The sequence below is a fragment of the Aquimarina mytili genome (genome assembly GCF_016735115.1).
Taxonomy (GTDB): domain Bacteria; phylum Bacteroidota; class Bacteroidia; order Flavobacteriales; family Flavobacteriaceae; genus Aquimarina; species Aquimarina mytili.
The window spans coordinates 254,013-280,394 of the sequence record NZ_JAERQJ010000004.1 but is presented as its reverse complement, the minus strand read 5'-3'; the positions used below and the strand labels follow the sequence as shown (position 1 = coordinate 280,394).

Here is a 26,382-nt window from a genome sequence, read left to right as displayed (position 1 = left end):
TTACATTTTTTAAACACCATATATAATGAATAATATCAATTTTCAAACTGCAGATTTATCAGATCAATATCCAAGCGATCTAAGTTGTGCTACCCCTATTTTTAAATCTTTTGGAAAAAAAACTGCCTTTTGGGGAGAGATTACAACATTAAAACTTTTTGAAGACAACTCATTTGTGCGAAAACAATTAGAAACTAATGGTAAAGGAAAAGTTCTGGTTGTCGATGGAGGGGGATCATTGCGTTGTGCATTGGTAGGTGATAGATTAGCACAATTAGCTATTGATAATCAATGGGAAGGGATTATTGTATATGGCTGTATTAGAGACAGTAAGATTATTAATACAATGGATGTTGCTATTAGAGCAATACATACGTGCCCTATAAAAAGTATAAAACGCAATATAGGAGAAGAAGATATCAATGTCGCGTTTGCCAGTATCAAATTTATACCAGGAAACTTTGTATATGTTGATGAGGATGGAATTTTAGTCAGTGCTCAAAACCTACTGAAATAATAATCATAAACATATCACTTGTTTATCAAAATCATGATACCAAAATACAACCTTTAATATATTCATTATCAAAGTTTAAATAAATGATAAAAGTATTCTAAAGCAGAATAATCTGATAAAAATTTCGTAAATTAATAGAATACAGATCATTTAAAAACCTCTCAATAATGAAAAACATAGTATTTATTTTACTTGCAATCTGTTCTATCTTAGCGTTTACAGAAAAGAACAACGACACATCTATTGAGCCTTATAACTTAGAAGGTGTTTGGGAACTAAAACATCAATTTCTTTATGATGAAAACAATCATATAAGTGATACTGTTTTTAATCAAAATGGATATAGGCAGGTAAAGGTGTATAGTAAAGGAAAGGTTATGTGGACTCGATTTGACCCAAAAGACAGTAATGAATGGTTTGGTTACGGAAGCTATGTTATCAAAGATGGTATGCTTGAAGAGCGATTAGAATATGCTTCGGGTCCGATGATGAAGATTGTAGATACCATGAAGGTTTTTAAATTTGAATTGGTTATGACTAAAAAAATGTATCAACAAATTTCGGTAGATGAAAATGGACATTATACTCTAGCCGAAAATTATGATAGGGTTGAATAGACAGCAAAAAAAGCGCTATAATTTAAAACCCAGCTCTACTCATACCATTTATGTATTAAATCATTTACTTTTTTAATGTAACTGGCTCAACTGTATGAATACATAAACCAGCAGTGTTATTATAACAGGGACAAACGAAAAAAGGATTCCGGTACCAATCTTCTTATTCTTTGAAGAAGATAATACTAATCCCAGAATAGGGATTAGAATAACCGAAAGTAAAACCCATAATAATTCATCTAATACATTAGTAAGAGAAATACCTATAACCAGTATAACCAATACCAATACAACGCCTAAGCTATACTCCAATACGTTTTTAATATTTTGATTCATCGCTTTATTCTACGCTATATTTTAATATATGCAAGATACTATTAATTTATGCCTATCAAAATATCAATACATTTTGATAATGTATTGGCTCTCTTCTATTTTACATTAAAGAATCAGACGAGTTTAGTTTTGGCACAAAGTAAAAAATCCATTTGCTATGCAAATGGATTTTGTTAGTCGGGTAGAGAGGATTCGAACCTCCGATCTCTGGTCCCCCAGACCAGCACTTTAACCGGACTAAGCTACTACCCGAAAATTAGGTTGCAAATATAATAATCTTGAACTTAATCAGAAGTACTATTTTGTTCTAAAATCTTAATCATTTTAAATGATTTTAATAAATGAAATAACCCAGGTAAAATTACTGTACCACCAATGATTAATGTAATACCTAATGCATTAATCACAGAATCCGGTGCTACATTATCAATCAGGCTTATCGTACCTGTTTGGGTAATTATAATATTTGGAAAGTGAGAAATCAAGGCTGCCAATAAAATTAAAAACACCTGTAACCCTGCAAAAAATCGACTCCATACTTTGTTTCCATTTTTTATAGTCTTCCACAATGGCAACAATAAAACCCCGGAAAACATTACTGAAATTATTGCAAATGGATCCTTTATAAAATTCTTCACAAAGATATTCCCTGAAAAATACCCATAACCAAAGGTTAGCAAACCAACCACAAAAACAACGATAACTGCAATAATTGATTTTCTAACATAAATATTTTCTTTACCAATTTCAGATTCACCTATCAATAAAACAGAAGATAGAAACGCACAAAGCGCCGCAAAAAACAACCCCACCATTACACTAAAAATATTACACCATGGTCTTATAAAGGCTTCATAAAAAGACAAGGTAGAGACATCTTCTGCTAAGACAATTTCGCCACTTATTAATGCTCCAAACACCATTCCCAAAAAAACTGGGGTGATCAAACTGGATATCTTAAACATACTATCATACAATTGTTGTGAATTATCAATTATTGCATCATAATGTCTAAATACAAATGCTACTCCTCTTAAGGTAACCCCAAGCAATACAATTGTGATCGGAATATGAAGATTGACGACTATAATGTTATAATACACCGGAAAAGCAATCCATAAAATCACAATCAAAATTATAATCCAAATATGATTTGCTTCCCAAACAGGCCCCATAACACGATAAATAGTTTTTTTAGTAATTTTTTGATTTTCTTCTGAAGAAAATAACTCAATAATCCCGGCACCATAATCAGCACCACCTAAAACTACATAGAGATACAATGAGAATATCAAAAAGAATAAAACTACATACAACATACTTAATGATTTGAATGATTTAAAACTTTTATTTGCCGAAGCATTAACCATGTAACTGCCACTGATAATGTAAGATAGACAGCGACATAAGTATAAAAGCTAAATACTATACCAGGCATGGGAGTCACTGCATCTTTGGTTCTCATTATTTTATGAATAATCCAGGGTTGTCTACCGACTTCAGTAACTATCCATCCAGCTTCTAAGGCTATAAAACCCAAAGGAGCAAGGACAACAAATAACAACCAATATTTATTAGTATTGAACCATTTCTTCCGCTTCAGTGAAATAAAATATAAGATTCCTGCTAAAAGAAGGATCCCTCCGATACCAACCATAATCTGAAAGGCATAATGCACCATGGGTACATTAGGGTGTTCATCTTCTGGAAAATCATTTAATCCCTTCACCTCAGCATCAAAATCACCAAAGGCAAGAAAAGATAACATCTTTGGTATTGCAATTTTATATTTCACCTCTTGTGTTTTGGTATCTACTACCCCACCAATGTATAATGGAGCTCCTTTTTCTGTATTATAATGTGCCTCCATAGCGGCAAGTTTAACAGGTTGCCTTTTAGCAATGTCTTTTGCTGAGATGTCTCCACTAATGGGTTGAAGAATTGCCGCAACGGCACCAAAAGTAATCGCTATCTTAAATGCTTTTTTATGCAATTCAACCTTCCGTTTTTTATAGACTTGATATGCATGAATCCCGGCTACGGCAAATCCAGTAGCCGTAAAAGCCGCCAATGTCATATGTAAGGCCTGTGTAAACCAAGCAGGGTTAAGCATTGCTTCAATAGGGTTTATATTTAAAAACTCACCATCTATATAATCAAACCCACTTGGAGCATTCATCCATCCATTGGCTGCTACAACTAAAATTCCTGATGCTACTCCTGAAACTCCAATAATAATACCAGTAAACCAATGAAATTTCTCTGGTAATTTATTCCAACCATACAAATAAAACCCTAACGCAATAGCTTCAACAAAAAAAGCTGCTCCTTCCAAAGAAAAAGGCATCCCAATAATAGGGCCTGCATGTTTCATAAATTCGGGCCAAAGTAATCCCAATTCAAAAGATAAAGCAGTCCCTGAAACAGCACCCGTAACAAAGAATATTGCTACTCCCTTTTGCCAAGATTTAGTAAGCGTTAAATAAATTTGATCACGCGTTTTTAACCATTTATAATGAGATACTACCATAAAAAAAGGCATTACCATACCAATACAAGCAAAAACAATATGAAATATCAAGGTAAATGCCATCTGGAGTCTTGCCGCATCAAGGTTTTCCATAGATAAAATTTAGAGAAGAGATTGGTTTCCAATTATAAGCATAAAGATACGATCTAACCCTGACTTAAAGTATAAAGAATATGTTTATTTTTCTTAAAAAAATCTAACTATAATAACAAAAAAACCTGCTAAAGAATAATTTCTATAGCAGGCTTTCTAAATTGATAGAACTTTATTATTTCACCAATTTAATTATTTCTGTACCTCGATCAGAAATTACTCTCAATATATAAATCCCTTCTTGAACTGAAGAAGTATCTAAGGTAAGGTTTTGTCCTTTTACGGTTCCGTTTGGAGTTACATTCATTCGTTCTCCACTTAGATTATACATTACTACTTGTATTGGGTTTTTAGATGTATCACCCGTAAAAGATAATGTCAATGTATCACCAAAAGGATTTTCGGAAACCAGTACCATACTAGTTGTATTAGCTTTACTAAAGTTATTAGAACTTGCTAATGCTGTGTTTGTATTAGAACTTGGGCATTCGCTTGGGCAGCTATCAAACCACTGGTTATCGTACCATCCTTCTGTTGTTCTAAATAAATCGTCGGTTTGCGAACCATTTCCATTATGATATACAATACCTACTTCAACAGATTGATTAATAGTATATGGATACCAAGGAGAACCTGATTCGATTGGATTGAGCTCTACTCCTGGCCATGCTGGGAATCCGGAGATAGGAGCATTTGCATTTTTGTCAAAAATGTAAATATATACTGTGTTCCAAAAAGATGGCTTTTTAAAGTACACATCAAAAGATGGATCTACTACAATTCCAGAGCAATCGCTTGGGCAGGTATCAGTCCATTGGTTATCATACCACCCTGCGGTCGTTCTAAATAAATCATCGGTTTGTGCTCCTCCATTATCGTTAAATACAATACCAACTTCAACATTTTGATCTACAGTATGCTTGTACCATGGCGAATCTCCTTCTTTCTGCATTGCCACACCTGGCCATGCAGGAAATCCCGGTAATGCAGTTCCAGTCGTTTTATTAAAAAGATATACGAAAGCTGAACTCCAATTTGCTGGCTTCTTGAAATGTATATCATATGCAGTATCTATAATGATTCCTGGGCATTCGCTTGGGCACTCATCAAACCACTGATTATCATACCAACCCTCTTTAATTCTACTTAAATCATCAGATTGCGCTCCACCATTGTCGTTAAACACAATACCTACCTGTACGGTTTGATCGATGGTATATTTGTACCAAGGAGAATCTCCTACTTTTTGCATTGAAACTCCTGGCCATGCCGGAAATCCTGGTAATGCTTCTCCTGTATTTTGATTAAAGATATATACGAAAGCAGAAGACCAATCTGCGGGTTTCTTAAAATGTATATCAAATGGTCCTCCATCACCAATTATATAGTCTCTTGTTACTACATCAGATTCGTTTCCTTCAGAATCAATAGCTATTGACTTAATAGTTGTACTTGAACTAACTTCAAAAGGCCCATTATATGAAGTACTTGCTACAGTTGGTGTATCACCTCCTATAGTATAAAAGATAGAAACAGAAGCTCCTTGTGCTGTTGTTGAAGCATTCATCTCAACATTAATTGGTGTTGTATATACTCCAGAAGCTGGATCCACAGTCAAACTAACAGAATCTGAAACTTCGAAAGGCTCTCCAACTAATACCATTCCAAAGGCAGTTCCAAAGTTAACCGTGCCGTTAGAAACCGTTGCAACCGTATCCGAGAAATAATCTTTTAATTTTGTTCCGTTAGGCCACATCCCAAAAACATTAAGAGGACCTGTAAAATCACCATCTTGTCCTTGAAAAACTAATACTTTATCATTTTCTCCGTTACGATTATATTCTCTCTTGAAAATATAAGGAGAATCGCTTAATTTTTGATGTGAGCCTGCTCCAACTGAAGTATGTTCTCTTCTAAAAGTTCCTAATTTTCTCCAATGGAATAACATTCCTTCATCTAATGAATCCCAGTTCATAAAACCACGATATCCTGCATCTGGATATGTTTGAGCATTAAAAAACTGTCTTCCTGATTCATCTCCATAATAAATCTGAACCCCTCCTGGTGATAACAATAAGGTAGTACCTCCATAATACATGTTTCCGGTATAATATTCACTAAAATCATGTGATCTCAGGTAGCTTACCATATTATACTCTCCAGAAGTATTAAATCCTCCATCTTGATTCAGTTTAGCAGCAAAAGAGCTAAAAATCTCCTCTTGCCCCATATTAGTATAGGCATCTTTAGGAGATTGGAAGTTAATCATACTATTGAATTTGCTAACGGTAAAATCCTCCGGTAATTGATCACCAGGATTACCAATAATATTTAATCCCGAATCTTCTCCGGTCATATAAAAATCAAGATCGTCTAATTTCTTAGCAGGGTTATTTTGTTTCCACTCTCTTAATGCCAATACTGCCTCTTCTTTTAGATCTCTCCAAACATCAGCTCTTACATGACGTTCTGTATCTACTCTAAAACCATCAATACCATATTCTCTTACCCAATCGGTTAACCATTTGATCAAATAGTATCTCGGAGTTCTTGGCTTACCTGTTCTTGCAAAATATGCATTTAACTCATCTAGTTCTTGTTGTTTTCTTCCTTCGGTTTCCCACTTATCCAACAACCATTGTGGTAATTGAACTTCGTTAAAAGATTCTGTTCTTATATCTGGCAATCCATATAAAGGCGTGCTGTAATCATCACAACGTAATTCTCCATTATTTGGTTCTCCATCTTTCTGGCATTCTAGTCTCACCCAATCAAGAGGGTATTCTTCATCAACAAACTCTAAGTTACCATTCACCCTTTTAAAAGTACGATACCCTGTATGATTCATTACAATATCGACAAGCACTCTAATTCCGTGGTTATGTGCTTCATCAATAAATTCTTGAAACTGTTCTGCAGATGTAAAATTAGGATCAAATGCGGTCCAGTCATTAGTATGATAACCATGATAAGGATAGTCATTAAATTCTGTACCAATAAATCCATGTCTGTTCTCGACTACTGGAGTTACCCAAATAGCACTTACACCTAATTTATCAAAGTATCCTTCTTGAATTTTTTGTGTAACACCTGGGATATCTCCTCCTTGAAAATCAAGTTCGTTGGCAGTACTGTTTTTTTGGCGATCAAAACTAGTATCGTTGGTTGGATCACCATTATTAAAGCGGTCGGTCAATAAAAAGTAAATGGTAACATTATCCCAAGAAAAAGGCAAATTTCTTAAGGATTGTGCCAAACTGACTTTGGGAAGCAACATGCATAAAAGCATCCCAAAATAGAGTAAGCGTTTTCTCATAATTTGTGTGAATTTGTGAATTAGTAATTTTTTTATCCGAAAATTATTGGTTTAATAATCCTCAAACGTTTTCATAAATATTTCTAAAAAAAAATGAGTTTTTTAAACTATTGAAGTCTCTATTTTTTTCGCAAACGTTTGAGTGTTGATATATTATTTTTTTTACGTTAAAAAGCTGAGTACCCTTCAAATAATTAATCTATAATTTGAAGAATTCGAAATTTGAATTTACACGAAGTAGTAAACCAAGACCATATTTCGTTTATAATTCCTGATTTAGGGAAAAATCAACAAGCATTAAGGAAAAAACTACATTTTAATACGGTAATCACGAATATATCTTTGTGCTATTATTACATATACATCTAATTAACTATTAATTAAAAAAACAGAAGAAAAATGGAAAGTACAATTGAGAAAAACCTTAAGCACATTCATGAATTATTAGCAAAAGGAGAATTCATTGAAGCTATGGAAACCTATTTACATGATGATGTTGAGTTAAAAGAAGCAAATGATGCTCCTAAAAAAGGAAAAGCATTTAATGTTAAGTTTGAACAAGACTTTATAGATAATCAACTTGCGGAATTTATAAAGTATGAAGTAAATAATTATGCTATAAATGGAAATCATTCTTTTTATGATGCAGTAATGGAATTGAAGTTAAAAGACGGAAGCACTATGCTTTCTGAACAAACCGTTGTTACCGAATGGAAAGATGACAAAATCTTTAGAGAAAGGTACTACCACTCATAACACTGAACCATACTGTTATTAGTATTACTTACTACTCTATATTTATTAAATATAATGAGTTTTAAAAATAACAGTAGTCAATTATAGCATATATAAGTACTAAAAACGTATTAACAAAAATATCTTTTATTTTATTCATTAATTTTATTATTAAACTAAATGAATTACCTATATTTGCACCCTCAAAAGTAAAATCATTTACTTCGGGGTGTAGCGTAGCCCGGTTATCGCGCCGCGTTTGGGACGCGGAGGTCGCAGGTTCGAATCCTGCCACCCCGACAAAAGTAAACCGTTGATTGTCAACAGACAGTCAACGGTTTTTCCATTTTATACGGTTATTGAGTCACTTAATGAGTCAATACTATGTTGCATAAAAACACAATAATTAAGGTTTTTAACCTTATAAATAAAGGAGAATTTCAAAACATGCCTAAATTCAAAAAAGCAGAAATAATACGCTCAACATCTTCAAGAGGTGATTATGTTAAATTCTATGTTTGGAATGTACAAAAAAACGATTTAGAACGTAAAAGGGTTTATATACCTTCTAAATATAAAACTGATCTAGAAAAAGAAGCATTTTTAAAAGACCGCAAAAAACAAATTAATAAACTTCTTATAAAAGGTTTTCATATCGATACCGAAAGGATCAAAATAAAGGTAGAAGAAAAAGCAAAAAAAGAAAGAGTAAAAGAACTTAAAAAAGAGCCTATAGAAATTCGTAGGGCTATTGATAAACTTGTAACTCTAAGAGAAGCTAAAAAATATCATAAAAGAGGTATTAGTTTTTTCAAAAATACAATGCTCCAATTTGTTGAATGGGGTGAAAAACAAAAACAACCTATCAGATTCATCAATGATATTACATTTAAAATTGTGCAAGAATATCAAATGTATTTACTAACTGATTTAAAAAACAAATCAAAAACACATAATAACTCATTAGGAGTTATCAGTGCTTTTTATAATGATTGTATAGATCAAGAATGGGTAAAAGGAGAAAATCCACTTGAAAAATTCGATAATTTACCTACTGATTATGGCACAAAAAACAAGCCATATACAAATGAGGAAGTCGCAGAAATGAAAAAATACATTTTAGAAAATGATCCATATTTATGGACTATTATTTCTTTTATATATTACTCATTTATGCGCCCTGTAGAATTAAGAAGATTAAAAGTTGGTGATATTGATTTAAAACAAAACATTATACGTATTGCAGTAGAACAAAGTAAAACAAAAAGATATGACATTATACCTATCGCTCCTGCCCTTCTTATTATTATTACTAAAATGAATTTAGAACAATATCCAAATGATTATTTTCTTTTTAATGGTCGTAAAAAACCTTCTAATACTCAAATGGGAGAGAATTATATGTCCAAACATTTTAAGAAGGTTAAAAAATATTTTGGTTTTGATAATGACCCCGACTATACTCTATACGGCTTTAAACATACGGCTTGTGTAAATTGGTACAAGGCAGAAAAAGATATTATTAAAATCCAAAAAATGAGCCGCCATACAACGGTAAAAACTACTGAACGCTATCTTAAATCAATGGGACTTTTAGAAGACAAGAATGCAGTATCTATGTTACCAGAGATATAGATCAAGTTAAAATCAAAAAAGAGGTGTTATATAAGACACCTCTTTTTTTTATCATTCTTTTATATATGTTAATTTTTTATTTTAGACTATCTATATTTTTTTCTTGTATTATAAATTGATTAAAGCAACTATCTCTATTATCAAATTAATAAACAATACTAGTACTAATAAGGGAACAAAAAGGTTTAAAATTATACCAATCATACTTTTAAGCTTTTTTTTCTTGTCAAAATTTATTGTTGCCATTATAAAGCCCAAACATGATACAACAAAAGCTGTGAGATAAAGTGTTTTAGAAATAAAAAGTGTAATACTATTTTTTAATAGCGTACTAAAAAGAGCTGAAACTACTATAATAGCAGGAGCTAATAAGCCTAAAAGAATTGGTCTATTTTCCTTTTGTAATATTGATTTTTTCATTGTGATAAATTATTGGTTAATATGCCAAATTAATAAAAGTAATTTGGCATATTAAAATAACAATATTAGGCTGTTAGTTTTTGTCAACAACATTACTAAAACGATCTATCCATCCATTTTCAATAATTAGCTCAGCTTTAAGCATTTCACTGGCTTTATTAAGATTTATTTTCTCGCCATTCTTTTCATAATACAACTTAAATTCTTCATTCTCTTCAAATATCCTCAAAAAATCAAATAAAATGCTACTAATAGATTCTCTCGACAATGATTTAATTTTTTTATCAAGTTGTTTGTTTTCTAAATTTTTAGCAATGTTAGATGAAAGCATTTTGTAATTGAAATCAAAAACATCTCTCACTAATGTTTCTCCAAATTTATCTAAAATTTCTTTATTCTTATTCATAATTAATTACCAGTATTTAGTCCATTCCAAGGAATATTTATAATATACTTTACCCCTTGTTCTTTTAAATTTTCTAATGCTTTAATAACCCATCCAGTAGCAACGTCTTCTGGTATTCCTACATCAACCATTGCTTGAATTTCTATTTCTGCCATTTTTTCAATGCTTAGACGTTTTCCGGGATTATTTCTTTTGAATGCTGAATATAATGAATTTTGTTGACCTGTTATTTTATTGTGAACATTTATAATATCTTCTAAAGGGTTTGCTGCTTCCCAAACGTTCTGTAATGTATTGGGGGATACACTAAAGGCTTCTTGAAAATCATAAAATTTATCTCCTTCAAATGCTTTTTTGGCTAAAGGATGATGACCTCTAACTACACTAAACTCTCCTGTCCCATCTAAAACGAATCTTGCATTATCTTTAATAAGATCAATATAACTGTCAATTCGCTTTCCGTTAATAACCGCTTGACGAAGAAAATTTCTAAATGCAGCAGCAGTTACTCTACCGCCTCCTCTAATCGCTAAAAAAGCCCCACCTCCTTTAGAAGGGGATAAGAGTCCTAAAACATCAATAGAAGAAACTGTGAGATCAATAAGATTAGCCACAAACCCTGCTTGATACTCTACAACCACGGCTCTCTCCCTACGTTTTACTTGAAAAAGTTCTCCAAGAGTTCTATCGTCTATATCAGCAGGGACATCAATTCCCATTTGTGTCATTAGACCCCGAATTACTGAACCTTCAGCAGTATCACCAAATCCATAATCAAGAAAAGCAAATACCAGATTATCAAACCCATCTAGAAAACCTCTTACCATATCCAACCCTAGCTCACTACCGTAGAAAGGGTCATTCATTATAAAAGGGTCATTAGGGCAGCAAGATCCCTCTACAATAAACCCGGTCTCAATAGTGTTCGCGCCATTTACAAAAGGTCTAAAGTTGAAAGGTAAACCAGAACGACCATACTTATATAAAAGATAAACCAACTCAATAGCCGTTTGATTATATTTTTGTTTTGATAGATACTGCATAGCAGTTTCTCTTAACTTTTTTTGTTTACTACCATTGAGAAATTTTAATAAATCAGGACTATATGATCGTATTGCATAATTAAATCGGGTGGTTTCAAAATCTGGATTGTGTGGAACAGGAGGTATTACTTCTGTTGGATAATTTGAAATAACACTCGTTAAATTTTCAGAAAAATTATAGTTATTTAAATTGTATGCAGCAGGGGAAAAACTATAATTAGGAGATAGACCCGGTCGTATATTATAATTAACTAAATACTGAGTCATTAAGGTAATAGCTCCTTCGTAGTCATTTATATCCTGATAGTGTTTTATATAATTAAGAGATAAAAACCCCTCTATAAACTTATCTTTTTTTGCGGCATCAAATTTTTGATGAAGCCCCAAAGAGTTTTCTAGGTTGCTAAATTGAGAAAAATAAACTGCATTGTTTAAGCCTATTTCTTGTGCTAAATAATCAATATCTGTTATTTTCTTTATTTCAACATCTTTGTACTTTAGCTCACCAAGTTCAAAATCTTGTGATCCATTGACTAAATCATGTAACCTAGACTCTAATAAAGTCACTTTTTCTTTACTTGACACATAGAGTTCTTGATCATAGTTTGTCATAATTTCAAAAGCTTCTTCTACTTTTTGATAGTAGCTTGGAGCAACTCTATTTGCTTGATATCTCTTAAAAAATTCTATTTGAGCATCTTCAAAAGTATTAAAAGGACCACCACCAATCTTATCCTCTATTGCTTGCTTTAATAGGTTTTCTTGCCCTCTAAACCATAGTTCTCTATTTATTTGTGCATCACGGGCAACAGCAAACATTGCAAAATCTTGAGCATCTAGACAAAAGCAACTAAATCCAACTTGGAAAATAGGGTTTTCTGTCTCATCTGTGCTATAATCTTTTGGGTTTTCTTCAAACTGAGCAATTGTTTTGTTAGATAATAAACATACCAATGCTATTATCATTATTTTATATATTGATTTCATGAGTATCTAATTAGTCTATTTTTTTAATATTGTTTCTTTGTGTTGTAGTACATCATTTGCAAATACTTGTAAAACATAAGGTCCGGGGCGATAAGGATAAACAAAACAACTTACTGTATAAGTTCCGGGATCATAGCTCTTAGGTCCAGGAGCTCCTAAAAAACTAACCTTAACAATGGTATTAGGTTTAGTAACTGTAAACTTTACATCTAATTTGAAACCAACAGGATTTGGTGAAGCGATTATTTGTTCTAGAATAGGAGGTGGAAGTTCTCCGGGTCTGTGAATAGGTTCTAATATCATTTTCATAGGAGGAATTGGTTCTTTCCAATCGGTAATAGTTCCTTGGACTTCCCCTACAATAAATGCAGGTTCAGAGGTTGAAGCAGGAGTTATTCTATCCAATTGTATCGAAGATAATAGATAGTTAATTTCGTATAAATCGCTGTCTTTGTATAATCTTTTAAGTGGAAAAGAAAGAATGTCTTTATCAAAAAATAAGGTGTTATCTTGATAAGTTGCAATTCCTGTATAGGTTTTTCCCTCTATCTCCAGTTTATAAAATAACTCTCCTATATTGTTGTTTTCTATTGTTAACTTAAAGAAAACAACTCTTTTCACTTTTTCTTCTGACCATTCATATTCAATAAATTTACCCTCGTAAACGTAATGTAATTCTTCTTGAGTTAAAAACTCAGCATCTTCATTGTGCCGATTTAAAAGATTCTCATCTCTGCTTGTAACTGATGCAAAAATGTTAGAATTAGGATGATTTAGATAATCTTCTAATATTTGGCTGTTTGAAATATTACAATCTGCCCAACTTCCTTGTGCATAGGCTATATCTACAGGAACACCATATCCGAAATAATGGCAGATACCCTCCCAATGACAAGCCATAGGATCTACTTTTGGACCAAAAGATTGTAAAGCATTTTGATAACTTTGCGTTGTCCCTAATCCTTTCATTTGAAAATATCCAACGGCATAGGTAGCTTTTCCATGTCCATTATCAGAAGCTTTTTTAAACCAATAAAAAGATTGATCAAAGTTTATATCTGTACCTTTTCCTTCTTTGTATAATTTAGCTAGTGTATACATAGCATCTATGTTGCCATTTTGTGCTGCAAATAGAATGTTTCTAAAGGCATCTTCATATTCGCTTGTTGTTGAATTATTGGAAATAGCAAGCAATCCATAAACATAAGAAGCTTCAGGATTATTAAAGCCAGAAGTGCAATCTGAAATTTTTTCTGCCATACTTTTTTTAAATTCATCAGATACAAGATCTAAATAAGGCAGGTAAATTTTAACGGCATTAATATTATACTGACAATAATTTTCTAACTGCGCATAATTGCTATGCACAACACATAGGGCAAAAAAGAGTAGCCCCAAAAGATTTGATTTGTTCATTTTTTATTTGTTTTAAAAGTTAAAATTTGAAATAAGAATCCCTGTACTGCTTAGTTTGATGGTCTAAGCGGTATGGATGGCTTAAGAGAAATCTAAAAGCCAGTAGACAAAGAGTTGATGTGTATGACGTCCTACACAAAAAACTACAATAATCGTATCGTTTATGAAATAATAGCCTAATGAGTAATCGGCTATTCAGAATTTTGGCGTGTCATAGGTTTGGTTTTAAGGTTATTAAGATGTTTGTTATACAATAGTACAATGCGTAAGTTTCATTTTTTGATACTAAGTTTTTATTTATGTTAATATATTGTTAATCAAAAAAACATAAGTAGGCGTTAGCATTCATGGTTGGAGTTGGGGGAAACTCACTACTCAAAAAAATACTCTTGTTTATTTATAAGGTTTAAGATTTTTATTTTTATTCTATTCCATACACTAGTTTTTATAATTGTTCTGTGATCTTGTGTTAATTCATTTAAAAGTTCTTCTGCAAGTTTCATGGTTATCTCTCTTGGAGTATTTATGTCTACAAATTCATCAATCTTATCTTTAATAGCTTTTTTTTGCTTTTTACTCATTTTCTGATATTGAGGGTTTGATCTTAGCAACATGATATTTCAAAAATTAACTCATTTCATTTACGAGTTTATCTTATGGTACAACATGTATATTCTGGCATATATCATTACTTCATGGGGTTCATCGTTTAATAATCGATACATAAATTCTCCATATTCAATGTCTAATATCGTCAATATGCGATAAAGAAAATCTGGTGGTAATTCATTTAGTTTATCTGGCATCATTTTGTTTTGACTATTATTTAGTAAAAGGAATGGGAACGGTCATAAAGTAAGGGGGCTTACTTATACTAACTCAACTTTTAGTAATCAAACTGCTCCCATTTTCCTTTTTAACATTGACGATAAAAAAGTTCGCTAATTGGGGTAAATCAATTGTTATGCGACCAGAGTTAAAGGTTTTCCTATCTTTATTGATTCGAGTTGCAATTTTGAGTTCTTAATTTTTTTTACCACTTCTTTCACAGTAGCGCCACTTTCATAAGATTCTCTTATCCAATTTCTTAAAAGAAATGCATATCCTTGATGTGCATTTACGCAACAGTCAAAAAGATCTGGGTCAATTAATAAGCAATTGAATACTTCTTGTTCAAAATCTTTTACTTCTTTCTTTGTTGAAATTAGTTTTTCAATAGTTTCCATATCCATATTGTATTTTTAGATCATATGATTATTAATTGTAAAATGCTATTTTAACTTTTCCAGTTCTTGTTCTAAAAGCAATATCAACTCCTTTCCTTCTTCTATCGATTTTTTCTGTGATAAAATTGACAGTTTTATCATGTTTTCTAATATCATTTTATCAGGTGATTTCTTTCTTCGATCTCTTATATTAATGATAGTGTTATAATGAACATTAAATTCATCTGCTATCATTTGTAACTGGATTGTCGACAGTGATTTTTTGAATAGCGTTGATAATAAACTGCTTATAGGTTTACGATCATTCATTGCCATATCCTAGAGAACATATGTTTCTACTTATTTTATTAATTAATCCAATGACAAGTAAATCGCAAATTGTTGTTCTTGTTTTCATATATTTGTTTCTTGTTATTGTTTAGTTACACAAATATAGTCTATATTTAGACCAAAATTAAAATAAATGGACAGAATTTTATCCCCTATAAAGCAAAGAATCACTTTTTATCTTGAAAATCAAGGAGTTAAAAAGTCAGATTTTTACAAAAAAACGGGGATTTCTCCTTCAAATTTTAAGGGAACGGGAGCAAAAAGTGAATTAGGAGGGGATAAAATAGTCAAAATTGTAACTATTTTTGAAGATATTAGTCCAGAATGGTTATTAACTGGTAAAGGAGAAATGTTAAAAATAGATAATTATACTCCAAGCCCTAAAGCATTATTACAAAGTGAAAATTTAAACTTTATAATTAAATACCTTGTTGATAACAATAAAGAATTAATGGAAAAAGAGCTTTTTAGAAAGTATATAGAAGGTAATATAAAGTTTTTAGAATTAGAAAAGGAAAAGCTAAAATATGATGAAGAAATGCAAAAACTAAAAGATGTTATAGTAAAAAAACTAAAGTAGCTTAAAGTTTTTGGATTTCTCCAACAATTAAATGAAATAAAGAGTTCATTTCACTTTCAGTATACAGGGTTTCATTTTCCTCTAAAATCTCCCTAAATATTTGTATCTCTTTATTTTTACGCTTGTATTCTTTGTACTGATTGGTTGTTTCTTTTTCATTTTCTTCTAATTCTTTTTTCAAATCAGTTTCAACAAGTTTTCTTTGCTTATCACTAACGTATTTCCGTCTTTTAAATATTTTAAGTAATCTTTTTATCATAACACTTTCCTTTCTCACAGGATAATTTTAAATATTACTAATAGACTCTCTTAAATCATCTTGAAACTCATCAATATCATTGTCTAAATCAGATTTTGCAACTAGACCAACTTTTTCAGCATGTTTCGCGTTTTTAGTCATTCTTGGATAATGTATAATTCTTATTCTTTCAAAGAATCTGAGTTGCTCATAAATGATATGATCTTTATATGTATAATGCTTAACAAGAAAATAAGTAAATACACTAAACAAGGTTGCGCCTGCTAATATTGCTATGATATATTTGTTTTGGGTAAAATCTTTTTGTGTAAGAAATATTAAGTGAATAAACCAAAAGAATGAAACTAAGATACCTGCAAGTGAAACAAAATGAAACCTAAACGTGCTACCCCTTGCAAAATCATCATGTAAAGACTTACAACTAAAGAAAAAAAGTGCTGTAACCAGACCAAAGACAAATATCCAAAAATGAAGGCTACTACGCCCTCTAAATGAATGTTCTTTAGCTAGTTCTAATCTTTTTTTCGATATTTTTTTAAGAGAAGGTTCATAGGATGCCAAATGTTTTTTAGCAATAATGGCATATTCGCTTGCGGTTAGTTCCTTGTTCTCTAATTGATTTATATAATGTAATTGAAGACTATCTAATTTTCTAACTTCTGCCTTATATTTAGGAGAAAACTCGATCTGTTCCTTTGATTTAGGTTCAAGAAAAATATGAAATAAAGAAAGTGTAACTACTAAAAAAGCAATTACACCTTTAATCATTCCTAATATTTTAATACCTGTCGTCGTCTCCGGGATCGACTGTTCCGTCATCTGTTGGGTCGACCATTTGTAGTTCTGATTCGTAGATTTCATTGTTTAACTCTTGTTTTTCGCAGCTACTTAGTACAAGAATCATAAGTACTGAACTGAATAAAATAATAAGTTTTTTCATTTTGGAAGTATTTTAAAATTAATCAACTCTAAAAATACTATTAATTAAGGATAATATCCTTACCAAATGATAATTTATATTATAATATTAGAGTGACTTGGGGAAGTACATTTATTCAATCAACTTGAATTAAAGTAGAATCAATCTAATCTTTTATTTTGCTTATTGTTATTACTAGCCAAATATAGTAAAGATCGAAGTGTTTTTGAATACGGTTTTCCCGTAACTATCTGTTTTTGTGGATTTAAAACAATATCATGTGATTGATATTTAACGTTTTATAAAAACAAAAAATATTCATTTTTTTTTGCATTTTTTTGTTTTTTACGGAAACCCGTAAAGATAAACTTATAGAAGTTTACTTGTAAACATGAATATTCCAAAAGTGTTTGTTTTAATTGACAAGTTCTTAGTATTAATTTGCAATTTTTCTTTTATGATAGTTTAATAAACACCCCTTCTCGCTGTCCTGATCGATATAATTGTGCCAGTTCTGTATGGTGTTTTCCAAATCGCATTTGGAAGTGTGGTTTATCAACCAATCTAACCCAATCACCACCCCATTCGAAACCAAGAGATTTGCCAAGTTCTCCTATCTTATCCCAATTCGGGTTGTTCCAGATTGCTTTACCGTTTTTGATTTCTACCACATCAAAGGCAAGCCCATAGTTATGGTAACTTTCTCCTGCTTTGGCGTTGGTTACTCTGTTACCTGGAGCAGATCTTCCTTTGTTATATAATCGGGTTTGTTCTTCCCATGTTCTAAGGGCAGAAGTAACCCGTAGCTTGATTCCTAATTCTTTTTGAGCGCGGATAATAAACTCTTTTACTTTGGCTCTAACTAGTGGATGAAGGGTATCTATTCTACGATCAGTTATGATATCCCATGTTTTTTCTTTGATGAAATTGATACTTCGCATAGCTAATGAGGTTAAGGATTTACGTTTTTTGTAAGCGATTACAATGATGATGACAAACACAATTGATAGTATGATTTTAACGGTTCTGTTTGGTGTATATTTGATAATCATATTCTAAAAAAAATATAAAGGGGCTAAGCCCCCCTTTAATCCACAATGTTTTGCCAATTTTGAAACTCGTCTGCACTTAATTCACGTCTTAATCTATCGGTTAATAATTCCTTGTATCGTAATTCATAAGCATTTGCAATCGCTTGAAACCTTCCTTTAGTTTGATATGCCAAACGTTCAATTGCTTGTGTTTTTGTAGTATCAAAGTTGATCATCCAAGAAATACCAGAAGGATTGAAGGCAGCTCGATACTGTTGTGCCAATTGATTAATAATACTTCCTTCGTCTTTTTGGAACTTTTGTAATCTCCTATTATCTAAGAATCGTTTAATTTTTTTTTTGAAGATGAAATACAATACGATAAGAAGTAAGACAATTTGTACTTTTCTATTTGAGAAAAACGATTTTGCGGAGCTTATCCCTTGTGCAACAACTAATGGGTTCATGGTAGATTTTTTAAAGGTTAATTTTTATGGCTGTCGTCCTACGCCTACGCAAAACGTTCAAAGGCTTTCTTGGCAATTTTGATATAGTCGGTCATGGTCAGTTCTTCACCTTCTTCGGGGATCACTTCTTTAATAAAATCCACGATATCGGGATGCTCTACAATAATAGCCGTAGATGCAATAAAATCATCATGCTCTAAGTGGTCTTGTAAATCCTGAAAGGCTTGTAACTTTTCATGCAATTGTTCTTCGTTTTCTGCCTGCACGGTAAGGGATATATTAAAGTTCTTCATGGTCTGTAATTTCATTTGTATTTGCGGTTTCTTCTTTTTCTTCTGGAATGATTTCTATTTCTGGTTCATGTGGTTCTGGTCGCACTTCGCCTACTTCCTCGGCATCGTTTACCTCAATATTAAATAGTTCATCATCGGTTAAATCAAAACCTTTATCAATTATGGGTTCTTCTGGTTCTGGCGTATCATTATCAATAGAAAACTTAACGGGATTTCGGGGTTTGGGTATTCGTTTAGGTTTATTCTCGGTCGTTCCTAATCCTGTAGTTTTAGTACCAAATGGATTGCTTTTTAACCATTCTGTAACAACACCGCCTAATGTGGAAGGAATAAGCTTTACATATCCTTTTAATTGGTCGCTCATTTCTGTTTCTTTTTCTTCCAGTATGGCTTCTTTAGTTGCTAAGTCTTGTTCGCGTTCTGCTATTCTCGCTTCACGGTCAGAAAGCATCATTTCTTTAAACTTTAAAGTTTGTTCTGCCAGTTTATTATGCAAATCCGCTTGATACCGTTGCTCTTTTAACTCACTTTCTTTGCGTAAACCCTCCAATTGCAATTCCATTTCCTGACGTATCACATCGTTAGGGGATTCTATGATAGGAGTTTCAACCTGTGGGGTGCTTAGATTAATATTTACATTTCCGTTTTTATCCAGTTTATGAGGAACACCATTAATTTTTATGGTTTCTTCTTCTTCGGGTTCTACCCATTCAATCGTCTCATTGACACGAATAAAAATAGGTGCGTTTTGTCTGGACGATTGTTCATTGGTTCCAAACTTTACTTGTACCTCGGCATCCACATTGTCGGCTATGATATTGTCTAATACTTCCCCGAAGCTTCGCCCATCTGTGATATCTTCAGAAGAAGTGATACTAATACCACTTTCATCTTTGATGTTCCAGTACTTATAACGAGCTATTTTCTTTTTAGCTAAGTCTGGTGCTATGTAGTTCTTAACCTTTTTCATCATTAATATTGTATTCTTAAAAGTTGTATAAAAAAGTCTTTGGGTTTGGTACTGTTAAAGGTCATATCTGATACGGTTCTTAGAATGGTATTACTATTCCCATCAATCGTATTTTTTCTATTCAGGGTTAAGGTTTCTGTGGCGGTTTGGATTTCTATATCAAAATCTGGAACATTGGAATGAAAAAGGTGTACATACGCCACTTCATTTGCTCCTACCTTAATGGTGTCGGGATTGATAATCCGTTCATCAGAAATGAGTTTAGCGGCCTTATGATAATTTTTTTCATTGGTATTTATGATTTTGGTTAATAAGGCATCATTACTTTTCATGTGTTGCGGTTTTATAGGTTAATAGGTATAAGCTTACCCTTTGAGTTTCTGTTTTGATATTGGTAATATTTCCAATAAGTATACGACTGTCTGTTAGATCTTGTTGCCATGTTAGAATACGTTTATTGGGTGGGAGTTCCAACGTATCAGTACCCAAAGTTTCAAGGCTATTAATTTCTAGTTCAGCCCCATTTAAAAAGCTAATAGACAGTGTTGTTCCATTGGTGCATAACAACCCTGCCATTTGCTTGGTTTCACCATCCAGAACATGCTTAAAAGTGGCACGCTCTTTTGGTTCTAGTTCAGCCCCCAAAATTCGGGTAATATGTAGTTTATGATTTTCCATTGGTCAGGTGCATGTATATTTTTAAACTGTACGGATAACTTGGAGCTTTTCCGCTATCGATATATTCAAGCTCTACCTTTTTACCATCAGCAACCTCATATACCTTAAAAAATCGTTCGTTAGGGCTTACATGACCACTGGATTGTAAAAACTCAACCTCAAAGTTTTTAGGAAACAGTTCTGCCCCTGCAATGGTAAACGATCGAAATACATGCCCTTTACCAATACTGCTTAATACCGCTACTCCTTCCAAGTGCTTGTACCCAATATCAAAATCTTCTGATATACGTACCGTATCTTTTGCCTTTGCAACGGTGGTTTCTATTAACTGAATTTTTGTTTTCATAATAGTTCAGTTTATAAGGTTGGTATATGACCTTCACATGGAAATGGAGTATCTGGATTGTCGGGATTGTCTGGATTATCTGTACTAGAACCCGACCCGTCAGTTGCTCCAACACAGGATAGTGCCCCGTAATTAAATGCAGTAAAGGCTTCTATACCTTTATCGGTGGTTCTAAGCAACACAGGTAATGCCTGCACTTGATCTTCTGGCAAGTCCAATACGGCTTCGATAATCCCATCTGCGGTGGTAGCTGCATTTCTGCATTCAAAAAGGTCTTTTTTTAATTGGGTAATACTAGCTACTTGCTTTGCAATATCGGTGGCTTGTGTGGTATTGATTTCTTTTAATTTGGCAATCTCGGTATCTCGTTTGCCTAAAAGCTCTACTAATTCTGCTTTTAACAGGCTGTTGTAATCTGGATTGTCTGTCATGATAATATGTTTTTAAAAGCTACTGCATAGTGTTTTGGGAGTAACACTTTTGCAGTAGCTTTATGGTTAAGGGGAAAATTAGAAACTGTATACGCTTGTTCCTTCCAGAAATACTTTTAAATATCCCTGTACTTCATTAGGAAGATTGACATTAAATTCAATTGGGGTTTGTGGGTGTATGATCTTGGGGTTGTTCAAAATATATAGCCCAAAGGGTTTTACGGTATTATATCCATAGAAACCATCAAAAAACTTACGGATCGGTTGTTTTTCAAACACCTTTTGTCCGTTGAGTTCTAACTCCCATTCTCCATTGAGTAAGTCGGCAGGGAACGGGTCGGTAAAGCACCCCTCCATACTATCCTTATCAAACAGTAATCGAATCCCTGAAAGGGTTAAATACCGATCTTTATTTAGCTTTCCATTATCAATATTGGTAACCCCTAACTTTTCAGAAGTAGAGAGTTTAATGAGTTCCGAACGTGTGCCCTTCAGTTCTGCGGTGGCATAGTAGGGAGCATCCGAAATCTGTGCTTTCCCACGTATTAACTCCTGTTGTAAGGAACGGGGTAATTTATGTACACGGTCTAAAAAGTGTCTTCTGAATCGGGACGCTCCGATCTCTGATTTTACAGCTCTGCGTACTCTACTCATGCTACGGCTTCTGCCATGTCTTCTGCCGTCTACCTCGCCTAATCCTGCGAGTATGATTTCATCGTTTGTTAAATCGTCCATTTGTATCTGTGGTTTAAAAATTAATAATCGGTTTGTTACATTTGTTTAGCTGCCCTTTTCAGTAGCGTGCTATACTTGGTTTTAGGATGTGTTTTTTGCAGTTTTTTAGCTTCCCTATGCATGGCTTTCAATCGGTTTGCATTGGAAGTTTTACGCTTTCTGGTTCCGCTTACAGGTCTTGCAGGCAAGGCACGCGGGGTTCTTCTTTTTAATGCAGGAGTTCTGCGTTTAGCTGCCGTTCTTCTTTTAGGAGCAGCCAGTTTCTTGCGGTTTCTGGCTCTGGTTCTAGCAGCTTTAATTCCGGCTAAAGAGCGTTTCTTTTTCTTTTGTTGTGCTTTGTAATATTTCGCGCCTCCAATAACTAGAACAACGGCTACAACAGCAAAGATGTATTTCTTCTTGTGTTTTATTAAAAAGCGTTTTACCTTATCTAAAAACCCTTGTTTTGGAGTTCCTGGTACTGTAGTTGTATTAAAATTGACTGTAGGTCTTTGCGAGGTAGTAAATCGTTGCACGGGAGTACTAGTCCGTCTTGGAACTGATCTAGGCAATGATGTACTGGAATGTGTTGCAATAGTACTGGGTACTGGTCTACTTACTATAGGCTGTGGCTTTGATCCTCTATTTTTGATCTTGCTAACCACATTTTTTATAACCTTTTTTATAGGATTGAGGTTTTTTAATAGTTTCTTTACAAAGACAATAAATCCACTTGCTGCCGCAGTACTTGTAGTAGCTGCTGCACCAAGACCTGCAAGACGCAATCCTGTTTTACGCGCTGCTTTACCTCGAACAACTGCCCTACGGAACTTACTTGCACGTCCTCCTATTCTGGTGAAGAATTTTTGTGCTTTAAGAACTTTACGCACCCTTTTTGCCCATTCATTCATATCTAAACCTTGTTGTTTGGCTTGGGCTGCGGTCAAATATCCATAGATCAGCTTTTCAGAAAATTTAAACATGTTGAGTTTTAATACAAGAATGATAGCACCACGCATCACCAAAGTAGCAGGATTAAAACGCACTACAGCTTTTACCGCTTTTTTAGCAAATTTTCCAATCTTGCGAAATACTTTTTTAAAGAATCCGCTTAGATTAGGAGTATCGTTATCCTCAAAACCCTCGTCAAGCATTTCTAAATCTTCATAATCCGAAAAGTATTCTTGTTCTTCACCCTCAACCATTCCTAAACCTTCCAAATCTTCATCTTCACCATCTTCTAAAACATCGAGTAATAAATCTTCATTATTGGGTATACGGGCTAAGTATAAAGGTTCGTCCAGTTCATCATCAAAACCGTTTAATTGTTCATTCTGTAATTCGTCCAAACTTTTTTTAATGGCTTTAAAAAAGTTAGTGTACTGACTTCCTGAACGTATGGCAGCCATAAGCGCACTATCTCTCAAATCTTCATCGTTCCATGACTGCATTACGTTATCAATAATGCGTAACTCCATAGTAACATCTACCAACTGGCTTAATACTGAGGGTTGCCTTTGTTCGTTGATTAAAGTTTGTCGTGCCTTATTGACTTCGGCTAAAATGCCGCGCTCTAACAGCGCAACAGCATCCGATGTGCCATGTAGTACAATATCGGCATCGGCTTCGTCCATGACCTCGGCAAAACCAGATAAAAATGTATGGTCTAGTATAGCATCGTTATCATCGTCAATACCTGCTATGGTATTGCCTTCTTCCATTTCTTCTGCAAAATCGTTTAGGATTTCTTCTTCGGTGATTTCTAAATCATTTTGGTCAATGATCTCAGGCTCGACACCTGATAATTCATGTAGTTCCATAGGGATTGTTTTTAAGTCTATAATTGGTGTTTCTTCGTAATTAAATTGTGGAATTTCGGGTACGACATCTATGATATAAGGCGTACCATTGGTATCAAAAGCAACTGGATAGATATGTTGGAATTTGCCTACTTCTTCATAGGCGGCAACGCGGTATTCATGATCGATGCCTAAATTCAATAGTAAGGCACTCACCAAAATGGTATAATCGTCACAATCAATACCAAAATCAATATCGTGTACTCCTTTTTGTCCGTCTACAATACTTCGTGCAGGAGTTCGTAGTTCTTCGATGCCCTTACGATCCAGTTTGTATCGAGTATTTTCTCTTAGGTAATTCCAAATGTTCTCGCTCGTTTCCGCAACCGTATTGCCCTGTAATTCTATGGCAAGCCCTTCGACTTGTTTAAAATCACGTAAGACAATGTGTTTCATAGCTATGAGCGTATCCTCTAAATTGGCGTTTTCTTTGAGTGTTTTTCTAAATCCTTTATACCCTGTTGGGGTGGTGATACCTCGTAGGGTTTGCTTGTTTTTTCGGATTTCAGTAAACCCTTTACTTATTACACTATCAATAATAGGTTTTACCAATTTAGAAAGTGTGGCGTTAGGATAAATAACCGCCTTATAACTTGAACTAGGCTTAACTAAAAAAGTATTTTTAACATTGGCATCCTTCAATAAATTGAAAATATACACCTCGAAGGAACGGGCAAACACTTCGGCTCTGCGCTCATAATAATCACCTTTATTAACGTTGGAGATATCTTCTGCAAATTGGGTATACTCTCCTGTTTTGGTAAAGTATAAAAGGTTAAAAAACTCCTCAAATTGCTGTTCAAAAAAGTTGCCGTTTTTGGCTATTTCTTCATTATACCCCTTGTCTGTTTCTCTACCTCCTGTTACAAAACTTCGACTACTCTTAGTGACAAAACTAAGTACATTGTCTATCGCATGTGCATATTCATGAGCTAGTGAACCAAAACCTTTAGTTTTAGTAAGGTTAATTACACCATAAGGTGTTGGCTCATAATGTGCTTTTGTCTGTCCGCTTCCTCTAGCACCTAACGCCAGAGATAAACGACCACCCATACCAATATCATTGTCATCAATCCCTAATAACTGCGCTAAATAATGAAGTGATAATGCTGAAGCATATAAAAAATTAGCTCGGTCTTGTTGGGTCATCCAGTTACCAAACTCAATACTTCGTAAATTAAAGTGTTCCAGAGCCAAATTGCTATCAAAAAGCCATACATCCTTACGCTTCTCTCCAAACATGGATAAAAATTTCTTATCGGGTGTAATGCTTTGCCAGTAACGATCGATACCACCCCCACGAACGATTGCCCCTGCATCTTCTATTTTACCTAAATCATCGGTGTATAATGCTTCCATAGTTAAGGGTTATTTTTTTAATTTTTCGATCTCTGAATAGTTGTGCTGTGATAGCTTGTACAAGCCTTTGATATCGGCTTTCATTTCTGCAATATCCGTTTCGATACTCTTATCAATTTGCACCTGAATACCACTAATGAGGTTGCGGAGTTCTTGGGTGTATTCTGTTAGCTCTTTTAGTAATGATTTTACTTCGGTATGCACCGACTTTAAAAAATAACCTAGTATGGCTATAACACCACTTAGTAGTATGGATATGATAAGTAAATAAATTTCTTTCATGGGGTTAAATGGTTAAAGATTCTTCAATAGGGATTTGAATGTTTTCTGCTTCTACAAAACCTTTTAGTACTATGGGGAGTCCATACGTTCCAGAGGTCAAGAAATTAGCGGCAACACTCGATAGACCCCCAATGGATTTTAAGGCATTAATTACCGTTGTTGCATTAATGGCAAAGGATAGTGGCAAGGCACTATTTTGATTTGGGTGTAGAATAAAGGGTTTTGCTAATGGGACGGTTTGTTCGGCTAGTAGTTGTCCATCTTGGGTATAAGCATCTACTTTAATTTGTGAAATGGTAAAAGTAGAACTGCTAAAATTCCCTAACGATAGAATAATATTACTTACAGGAGTAAGGGATAAGCTTAATAGTTTGAATTTTTGAACTCCTATTTTTAAGCGTTTGGCATGGCGCATTTTGATGTAAATACGCCTGCCTTTAACGCCTACAAGTAAAACAAATAAAAGTAAAGAGAAAACAAATATTTTTTTCATAGAGCGAATGTAAATCGCTCCCGAATGACTGATTATACTGTATAGAAATTGGTTAGTATACTTAAGAAAAGTTTTGAGAGTTTCTGTTAATTTC

At 33.5% G+C, this 26,382-nt stretch carries 32 protein-coding genes and 2 tRNA genes; 6 read left to right on the top strand and 28 right to left on the bottom strand.

Features of this window, described 5'->3' with window-relative positions:
* Positions 1–25 precede the first annotated feature (25 nt).
* Complete coding sequence (gene rraA, locus JJQ60_RS12505; protein WP_201920331.1) at positions 26–517, top strand: ribonuclease E activity regulator RraA; 492 nt, start codon at positions 26–28, stop codon at positions 515–517.
* Between the two features lie 167 nt (positions 518–684).
* Positions 685–1,134 (top strand): hypothetical protein, encoded by a 450-nt coding sequence (locus JJQ60_RS12500; RefSeq protein WP_201920329.1) that lies wholly within the window; start codon positions 685–687, stop codon positions 1,132–1,134.
* Positions 1,135–1,206: 72 nt separating this feature from the next.
* Here JJQ60_RS12500 and JJQ60_RS12495 read toward each other — a convergent pair whose 3' ends face one another.
* The 5 genes from JJQ60_RS12495 to JJQ60_RS12475 form a co-directional block, all read right to left on the bottom strand.
* Positions 1,207–1,470, bottom strand: coding sequence for a hypothetical protein (locus JJQ60_RS12495; RefSeq protein ID WP_201920326.1), 264 nt, complete (start codon positions 1,468–1,470; stop codon positions 1,207–1,209).
* Positions 1,471–1,647: 177 nt separating this feature from the next.
* Positions 1,648–1,722, bottom strand: a tRNA-Pro gene (locus JJQ60_RS12490).
* Between the two features lie 32 nt (positions 1,723–1,754).
* Positions 1,755–2,789 (bottom strand): cytochrome d ubiquinol oxidase subunit II, encoded by a 1,035-nt coding sequence (locus JJQ60_RS12485; RefSeq protein WP_201920323.1) that lies wholly within the window; start codon positions 2,787–2,789, stop codon positions 1,755–1,757.
* A 2-nt stretch (positions 2,790–2,791) separates the two neighbouring features.
* Positions 2,792–4,093, bottom strand: a complete 1,302-nt coding sequence (locus JJQ60_RS12480; RefSeq protein ID WP_201920320.1) for a cytochrome ubiquinol oxidase subunit I — start codon at positions 4,091–4,093, stop codon at positions 2,792–2,794.
* A gap of 175 nt (positions 4,094–4,268) precedes the next feature.
* The gene (locus JJQ60_RS12475; protein ID WP_201920318.1) at positions 4,269–7,409 is read right to left on the bottom strand and encodes a starch-binding protein; all 3,141 of its coding nucleotides are present in this window, start codon (positions 7,407–7,409) and stop codon (positions 4,269–4,271) included.
* Between the two features lie 399 nt (positions 7,410–7,808).
* Between JJQ60_RS12475 and JJQ60_RS12470 the strand changes: the two genes are divergently transcribed.
* From JJQ60_RS12470 to JJQ60_RS12460, 3 genes are all read left to right on the top strand, one after another.
* Entirely contained in the window at positions 7,809–8,165 is a 357-nt protein-coding gene (locus tag JJQ60_RS12470; protein WP_201920315.1) for a hypothetical protein, read from the top strand.
* A 204-nt stretch (positions 8,166–8,369) separates the two neighbouring features.
* Positions 8,370–8,444 (top strand) — tRNA-Pro (locus JJQ60_RS12465).
* Between the two features lie 147 nt (positions 8,445–8,591).
* Positions 8,592–9,779: a tyrosine-type recombinase/integrase gene (locus tag JJQ60_RS12460; RefSeq protein WP_201920312.1), complete on the top strand. Its 1,188-nt coding sequence runs from the start codon at positions 8,592–8,594 to the stop codon at positions 9,777–9,779.
* 108 nt (positions 9,780–9,887) lie between these two features.
* On the opposite strand, the gene JJQ60_RS12455 is transcribed toward JJQ60_RS12460, so the two are convergent.
* From JJQ60_RS12455 to JJQ60_RS12420, 8 genes are all read right to left on the bottom strand, one after another.
* Entirely contained in the window at positions 9,888–10,199 is a 312-nt protein-coding gene (locus JJQ60_RS12455) for a hypothetical protein (RefSeq protein ID WP_201920309.1), read from the bottom strand.
* Between the two features lie 73 nt (positions 10,200–10,272).
* Positions 10,273–10,605: a hypothetical protein gene (locus tag JJQ60_RS12450; RefSeq protein WP_201920306.1), complete on the bottom strand. Its 333-nt coding sequence runs from the start codon at positions 10,603–10,605 to the stop codon at positions 10,273–10,275.
* A gap of 2 nt (positions 10,606–10,607) precedes the next feature.
* Entirely contained in the window at positions 10,608–12,635 is a 2,028-nt protein-coding gene (locus JJQ60_RS12445) for a hypothetical protein (protein ID WP_201920303.1), read from the bottom strand.
* 15 nt (positions 12,636–12,650) lie between these two features.
* Positions 12,651–14,051, bottom strand: coding sequence for a tetratricopeptide repeat protein (locus JJQ60_RS12440; protein WP_201920300.1), 1,401 nt, complete (start codon positions 14,049–14,051; stop codon positions 12,651–12,653).
* 371 nt (positions 14,052–14,422) lie between these two features.
* Complete coding sequence (locus tag JJQ60_RS12435; RefSeq protein ID WP_201920297.1) at positions 14,423–14,632, bottom strand: hypothetical protein; 210 nt, start codon at positions 14,630–14,632, stop codon at positions 14,423–14,425.
* A gap of 60 nt (positions 14,633–14,692) precedes the next feature.
* On the bottom strand, positions 14,693–14,860 hold the full coding sequence (locus tag JJQ60_RS12430) for a hypothetical protein (protein WP_201920294.1): 168 nt from the start codon (positions 14,858–14,860) through the stop codon (positions 14,693–14,695).
* A 153-nt stretch (positions 14,861–15,013) separates the two neighbouring features.
* Positions 15,014–15,277: a hypothetical protein gene (locus JJQ60_RS12425; RefSeq protein WP_201920291.1), complete on the bottom strand. Its 264-nt coding sequence runs from the start codon at positions 15,275–15,277 to the stop codon at positions 15,014–15,016.
* Positions 15,278–15,322: 45 nt separating this feature from the next.
* Entirely contained in the window at positions 15,323–15,511 is a 189-nt protein-coding gene (locus tag JJQ60_RS12420; protein ID WP_201920288.1) for a hypothetical protein, read from the bottom strand.
* A gap of 229 nt (positions 15,512–15,740) precedes the next feature.
* On the opposite strand from JJQ60_RS12420, the gene JJQ60_RS12415 reads away from it, so the two are divergent.
* Positions 15,741–16,187 (top strand): hypothetical protein, encoded by a 447-nt coding sequence (locus JJQ60_RS12415; protein ID WP_201920285.1) that lies wholly within the window; start codon positions 15,741–15,743, stop codon positions 16,185–16,187.
* 1 nt (position 16,188) lies between these two features.
* On the opposite strand, the gene JJQ60_RS12410 is transcribed toward JJQ60_RS12415, so the two are convergent.
* From JJQ60_RS12410 to JJQ60_RS12340, 15 genes are all read right to left on the bottom strand, one after another.
* Entirely contained in the window at positions 16,189–16,464 is a 276-nt protein-coding gene (locus JJQ60_RS12410; RefSeq protein ID WP_201920282.1) for a hypothetical protein, read from the bottom strand.
* 9 nt (positions 16,465–16,473) lie between these two features.
* Entirely contained in the window at positions 16,474–17,214 is a 741-nt protein-coding gene (locus JJQ60_RS12405; protein ID WP_201920279.1) for a hypothetical protein, read from the bottom strand.
* A 10-nt stretch (positions 17,215–17,224) separates the two neighbouring features.
* Entirely contained in the window at positions 17,225–17,386 is a 162-nt protein-coding gene (locus JJQ60_RS12400; protein WP_201920276.1) for a hypothetical protein, read from the bottom strand.
* A 434-nt stretch (positions 17,387–17,820) separates the two neighbouring features.
* The gene (locus tag JJQ60_RS12395; RefSeq protein WP_201920273.1) at positions 17,821–18,417 is read right to left on the bottom strand and encodes a M15 family metallopeptidase; all 597 of its coding nucleotides are present in this window, start codon (positions 18,415–18,417) and stop codon (positions 17,821–17,823) included.
* Between the two features lie 35 nt (positions 18,418–18,452).
* Complete coding sequence (locus tag JJQ60_RS12390; RefSeq protein ID WP_201920270.1) at positions 18,453–18,863, bottom strand: hypothetical protein; 411 nt, start codon at positions 18,861–18,863, stop codon at positions 18,453–18,455.
* Positions 18,864–18,907: 44 nt separating this feature from the next.
* Positions 18,908–19,156, bottom strand: a complete 249-nt coding sequence (locus JJQ60_RS12385; RefSeq protein ID WP_201920266.1) for a hypothetical protein — start codon at positions 19,154–19,156, stop codon at positions 18,908–18,910.
* A complete protein-coding gene (locus JJQ60_RS12380; protein WP_201920263.1) occupies positions 19,143–20,129 on the bottom strand; it encodes a hypothetical protein in 987 nt (328 codons plus the stop codon). Before JJQ60_RS12380 ends, JJQ60_RS12385 begins: the two co-directional genes overlap by 14 nt.
* Positions 20,129–20,458: a hypothetical protein gene (locus JJQ60_RS12375; RefSeq protein WP_201920260.1), complete on the bottom strand. Its 330-nt coding sequence runs from the start codon at positions 20,456–20,458 to the stop codon at positions 20,129–20,131. The genes JJQ60_RS12380 and JJQ60_RS12375 overlap by 1 nt, the downstream gene beginning before the upstream one ends.
* Positions 20,448–20,804: a hypothetical protein gene (locus JJQ60_RS12370; protein WP_201920257.1), complete on the bottom strand. Its 357-nt coding sequence runs from the start codon at positions 20,802–20,804 to the stop codon at positions 20,448–20,450. Before JJQ60_RS12370 ends, JJQ60_RS12375 begins: the two co-directional genes overlap by 11 nt.
* The gene (locus JJQ60_RS12365; RefSeq protein WP_201920254.1) at positions 20,791–21,150 is read right to left on the bottom strand and encodes a hypothetical protein; all 360 of its coding nucleotides are present in this window, start codon (positions 21,148–21,150) and stop codon (positions 20,791–20,793) included. The genes JJQ60_RS12370 and JJQ60_RS12365 overlap by 14 nt, the downstream gene beginning before the upstream one ends.
* An 11-nt stretch (positions 21,151–21,161) precedes the next feature.
* On the bottom strand, positions 21,162–21,581 hold the full coding sequence (locus tag JJQ60_RS12360; protein WP_201920252.1) for a hypothetical protein: 420 nt from the start codon (positions 21,579–21,581) through the stop codon (positions 21,162–21,164).
* 78 nt (positions 21,582–21,659) lie between these two features.
* Positions 21,660–22,316 carry a hypothetical protein gene (locus JJQ60_RS12355; RefSeq protein WP_201920250.1) on the bottom strand — a complete coding sequence of 219 codons (657 nt, stop codon included), beginning with the start codon at positions 22,314–22,316 and terminating at the stop codon, positions 21,660–21,662.
* Between the two features lie 35 nt (positions 22,317–22,351).
* Positions 22,352–25,513 (bottom strand): LPD1 domain-containing protein, encoded by a 3,162-nt coding sequence (locus JJQ60_RS12350; protein WP_201920246.1) that lies wholly within the window; start codon positions 25,511–25,513, stop codon positions 22,352–22,354.
* A 9-nt stretch (positions 25,514–25,522) separates the two neighbouring features.
* Positions 25,523–25,795: a hypothetical protein gene (locus JJQ60_RS12345; protein ID WP_201920244.1), complete on the bottom strand. Its 273-nt coding sequence runs from the start codon at positions 25,793–25,795 to the stop codon at positions 25,523–25,525.
* Between the two features lie 4 nt (positions 25,796–25,799).
* Positions 25,800–26,288: a hypothetical protein gene (locus tag JJQ60_RS12340; RefSeq protein ID WP_201920242.1), complete on the bottom strand. Its 489-nt coding sequence runs from the start codon at positions 26,286–26,288 to the stop codon at positions 25,800–25,802.
* Between the last annotated feature and the right edge of the window lie 94 nt (positions 26,289–26,382).

Excerpts from the sequence above, each read along its gene's own strand:
- rraA (WP_201920331.1), top strand. The coding sequence starts at position 26 with ATGAATAATATCAATTTTCAAACTGCAGATTTATCAGATCAATATCCA.
- JJQ60_RS12500 (WP_201920329.1), top strand. The coding sequence starts at position 685 with ATGAAAAACATAGTATTTATTTTACTTGCAATCTGTTCTATCTTAGCG.
- JJQ60_RS12495 (WP_201920326.1), bottom strand. The coding sequence starts at position 1,470 with ATGAATCAAAATATTAAAAACGTATTGGAGTATAGCTTAGGCGTTGTA.
- JJQ60_RS12485 (WP_201920323.1), bottom strand. The coding sequence starts at position 2,789 with ATGTTGTATGTAGTTTTATTCTTTTTGATATTCTCATTGTATCTCTAT.
- JJQ60_RS12480 (WP_201920320.1), bottom strand. The coding sequence starts at position 4,093 with ATGGAAAACCTTGATGCGGCAAGACTCCAGATGGCATTTACCTTGATA.
- JJQ60_RS12475 (WP_201920318.1), bottom strand. The coding sequence starts at position 7,409 with ATGAGAAAACGCTTACTCTATTTTGGGATGCTTTTATGCATGTTGCTT.
- JJQ60_RS12470 (WP_201920315.1), top strand. The coding sequence starts at position 7,809 with ATGGAAAGTACAATTGAGAAAAACCTTAAGCACATTCATGAATTATTA.
- JJQ60_RS12460 (WP_201920312.1), top strand. The coding sequence starts at position 8,592 with ATGCCTAAATTCAAAAAAGCAGAAATAATACGCTCAACATCTTCAAGA.
- JJQ60_RS12455 (WP_201920309.1), bottom strand. The coding sequence starts at position 10,199 with ATGAAAAAATCAATATTACAAAAGGAAAATAGACCAATTCTTTTAGGC.
- JJQ60_RS12450 (WP_201920306.1), bottom strand. The coding sequence starts at position 10,605 with ATGAATAAGAATAAAGAAATTTTAGATAAATTTGGAGAAACATTAGTG.
- JJQ60_RS12445 (WP_201920303.1), bottom strand. The coding sequence starts at position 12,635 with ATGAAATCAATATATAAAATAATGATAATAGCATTGGTATGTTTATTA.
- JJQ60_RS12440 (WP_201920300.1), bottom strand. The coding sequence starts at position 14,051 with ATGAACAAATCAAATCTTTTGGGGCTACTCTTTTTTGCCCTATGTGTT.
- JJQ60_RS12435 (WP_201920297.1), bottom strand. The coding sequence starts at position 14,632 with ATGAGTAAAAAGCAAAAAAAAGCTATTAAAGATAAGATTGATGAATTT.
- JJQ60_RS12430 (WP_201920294.1), bottom strand. The coding sequence starts at position 14,860 with ATGATGCCAGATAAACTAAATGAATTACCACCAGATTTTCTTTATCGC.
- JJQ60_RS12425 (WP_201920291.1), bottom strand. The coding sequence starts at position 15,277 with ATGGAAACTATTGAAAAACTAATTTCAACAAAGAAAGAAGTAAAAGAT.
- JJQ60_RS12420 (WP_201920288.1), bottom strand. The coding sequence starts at position 15,511 with ATGATAGCAGATGAATTTAATGTTCATTATAACACTATCATTAATATA.
- JJQ60_RS12415 (WP_201920285.1), top strand. The coding sequence starts at position 15,741 with ATGGACAGAATTTTATCCCCTATAAAGCAAAGAATCACTTTTTATCTT.
- JJQ60_RS12405 (WP_201920279.1), bottom strand. The coding sequence starts at position 17,214 with ATGATTAAAGGTGTAATTGCTTTTTTAGTAGTTACACTTTCTTTATTT.
- JJQ60_RS12400 (WP_201920276.1), bottom strand. The coding sequence starts at position 17,386 with ATGAAAAAACTTATTATTTTATTCAGTTCAGTACTTATGATTCTTGTA.
- JJQ60_RS12395 (WP_201920273.1), bottom strand. The coding sequence starts at position 18,417 with ATGATTATCAAATATACACCAAACAGAACCGTTAAAATCATACTATCA.
- JJQ60_RS12390 (WP_201920270.1), bottom strand. The coding sequence starts at position 18,863 with ATGAACCCATTAGTTGTTGCACAAGGGATAAGCTCCGCAAAATCGTTT.
- JJQ60_RS12385 (WP_201920266.1), bottom strand. The coding sequence starts at position 19,156 with ATGAAGAACTTTAATATATCCCTTACCGTGCAGGCAGAAAACGAAGAA.
- JJQ60_RS12380 (WP_201920263.1), bottom strand. The coding sequence starts at position 20,129 with ATGATGAAAAAGGTTAAGAACTACATAGCACCAGACTTAGCTAAAAAG.
- JJQ60_RS12375 (WP_201920260.1), bottom strand. The coding sequence starts at position 20,458 with ATGAAAAGTAATGATGCCTTATTAACCAAAATCATAAATACCAATGAA.
- JJQ60_RS12370 (WP_201920257.1), bottom strand. The coding sequence starts at position 20,804 with ATGGAAAATCATAAACTACATATTACCCGAATTTTGGGGGCTGAACTA.
- JJQ60_RS12365 (WP_201920254.1), bottom strand. The coding sequence starts at position 21,150 with ATGAAAACAAAAATTCAGTTAATAGAAACCACCGTTGCAAAGGCAAAA.
- JJQ60_RS12360 (WP_201920252.1), bottom strand. The coding sequence starts at position 21,581 with ATGACAGACAATCCAGATTACAACAGCCTGTTAAAAGCAGAATTAGTA.
- JJQ60_RS12355 (WP_201920250.1), bottom strand. The coding sequence starts at position 22,316 with ATGGACGATTTAACAAACGATGAAATCATACTCGCAGGATTAGGCGAG.
- JJQ60_RS12350 (WP_201920246.1), bottom strand. The coding sequence starts at position 25,513 with ATGGAAGCATTATACACCGATGATTTAGGTAAAATAGAAGATGCAGGG.
- JJQ60_RS12345 (WP_201920244.1), bottom strand. The coding sequence starts at position 25,795 with ATGAAAGAAATTTATTTACTTATCATATCCATACTACTAAGTGGTGTT.
- JJQ60_RS12340 (WP_201920242.1), bottom strand. The coding sequence starts at position 26,288 with ATGAAAAAAATATTTGTTTTCTCTTTACTTTTATTTGTTTTACTTGTA.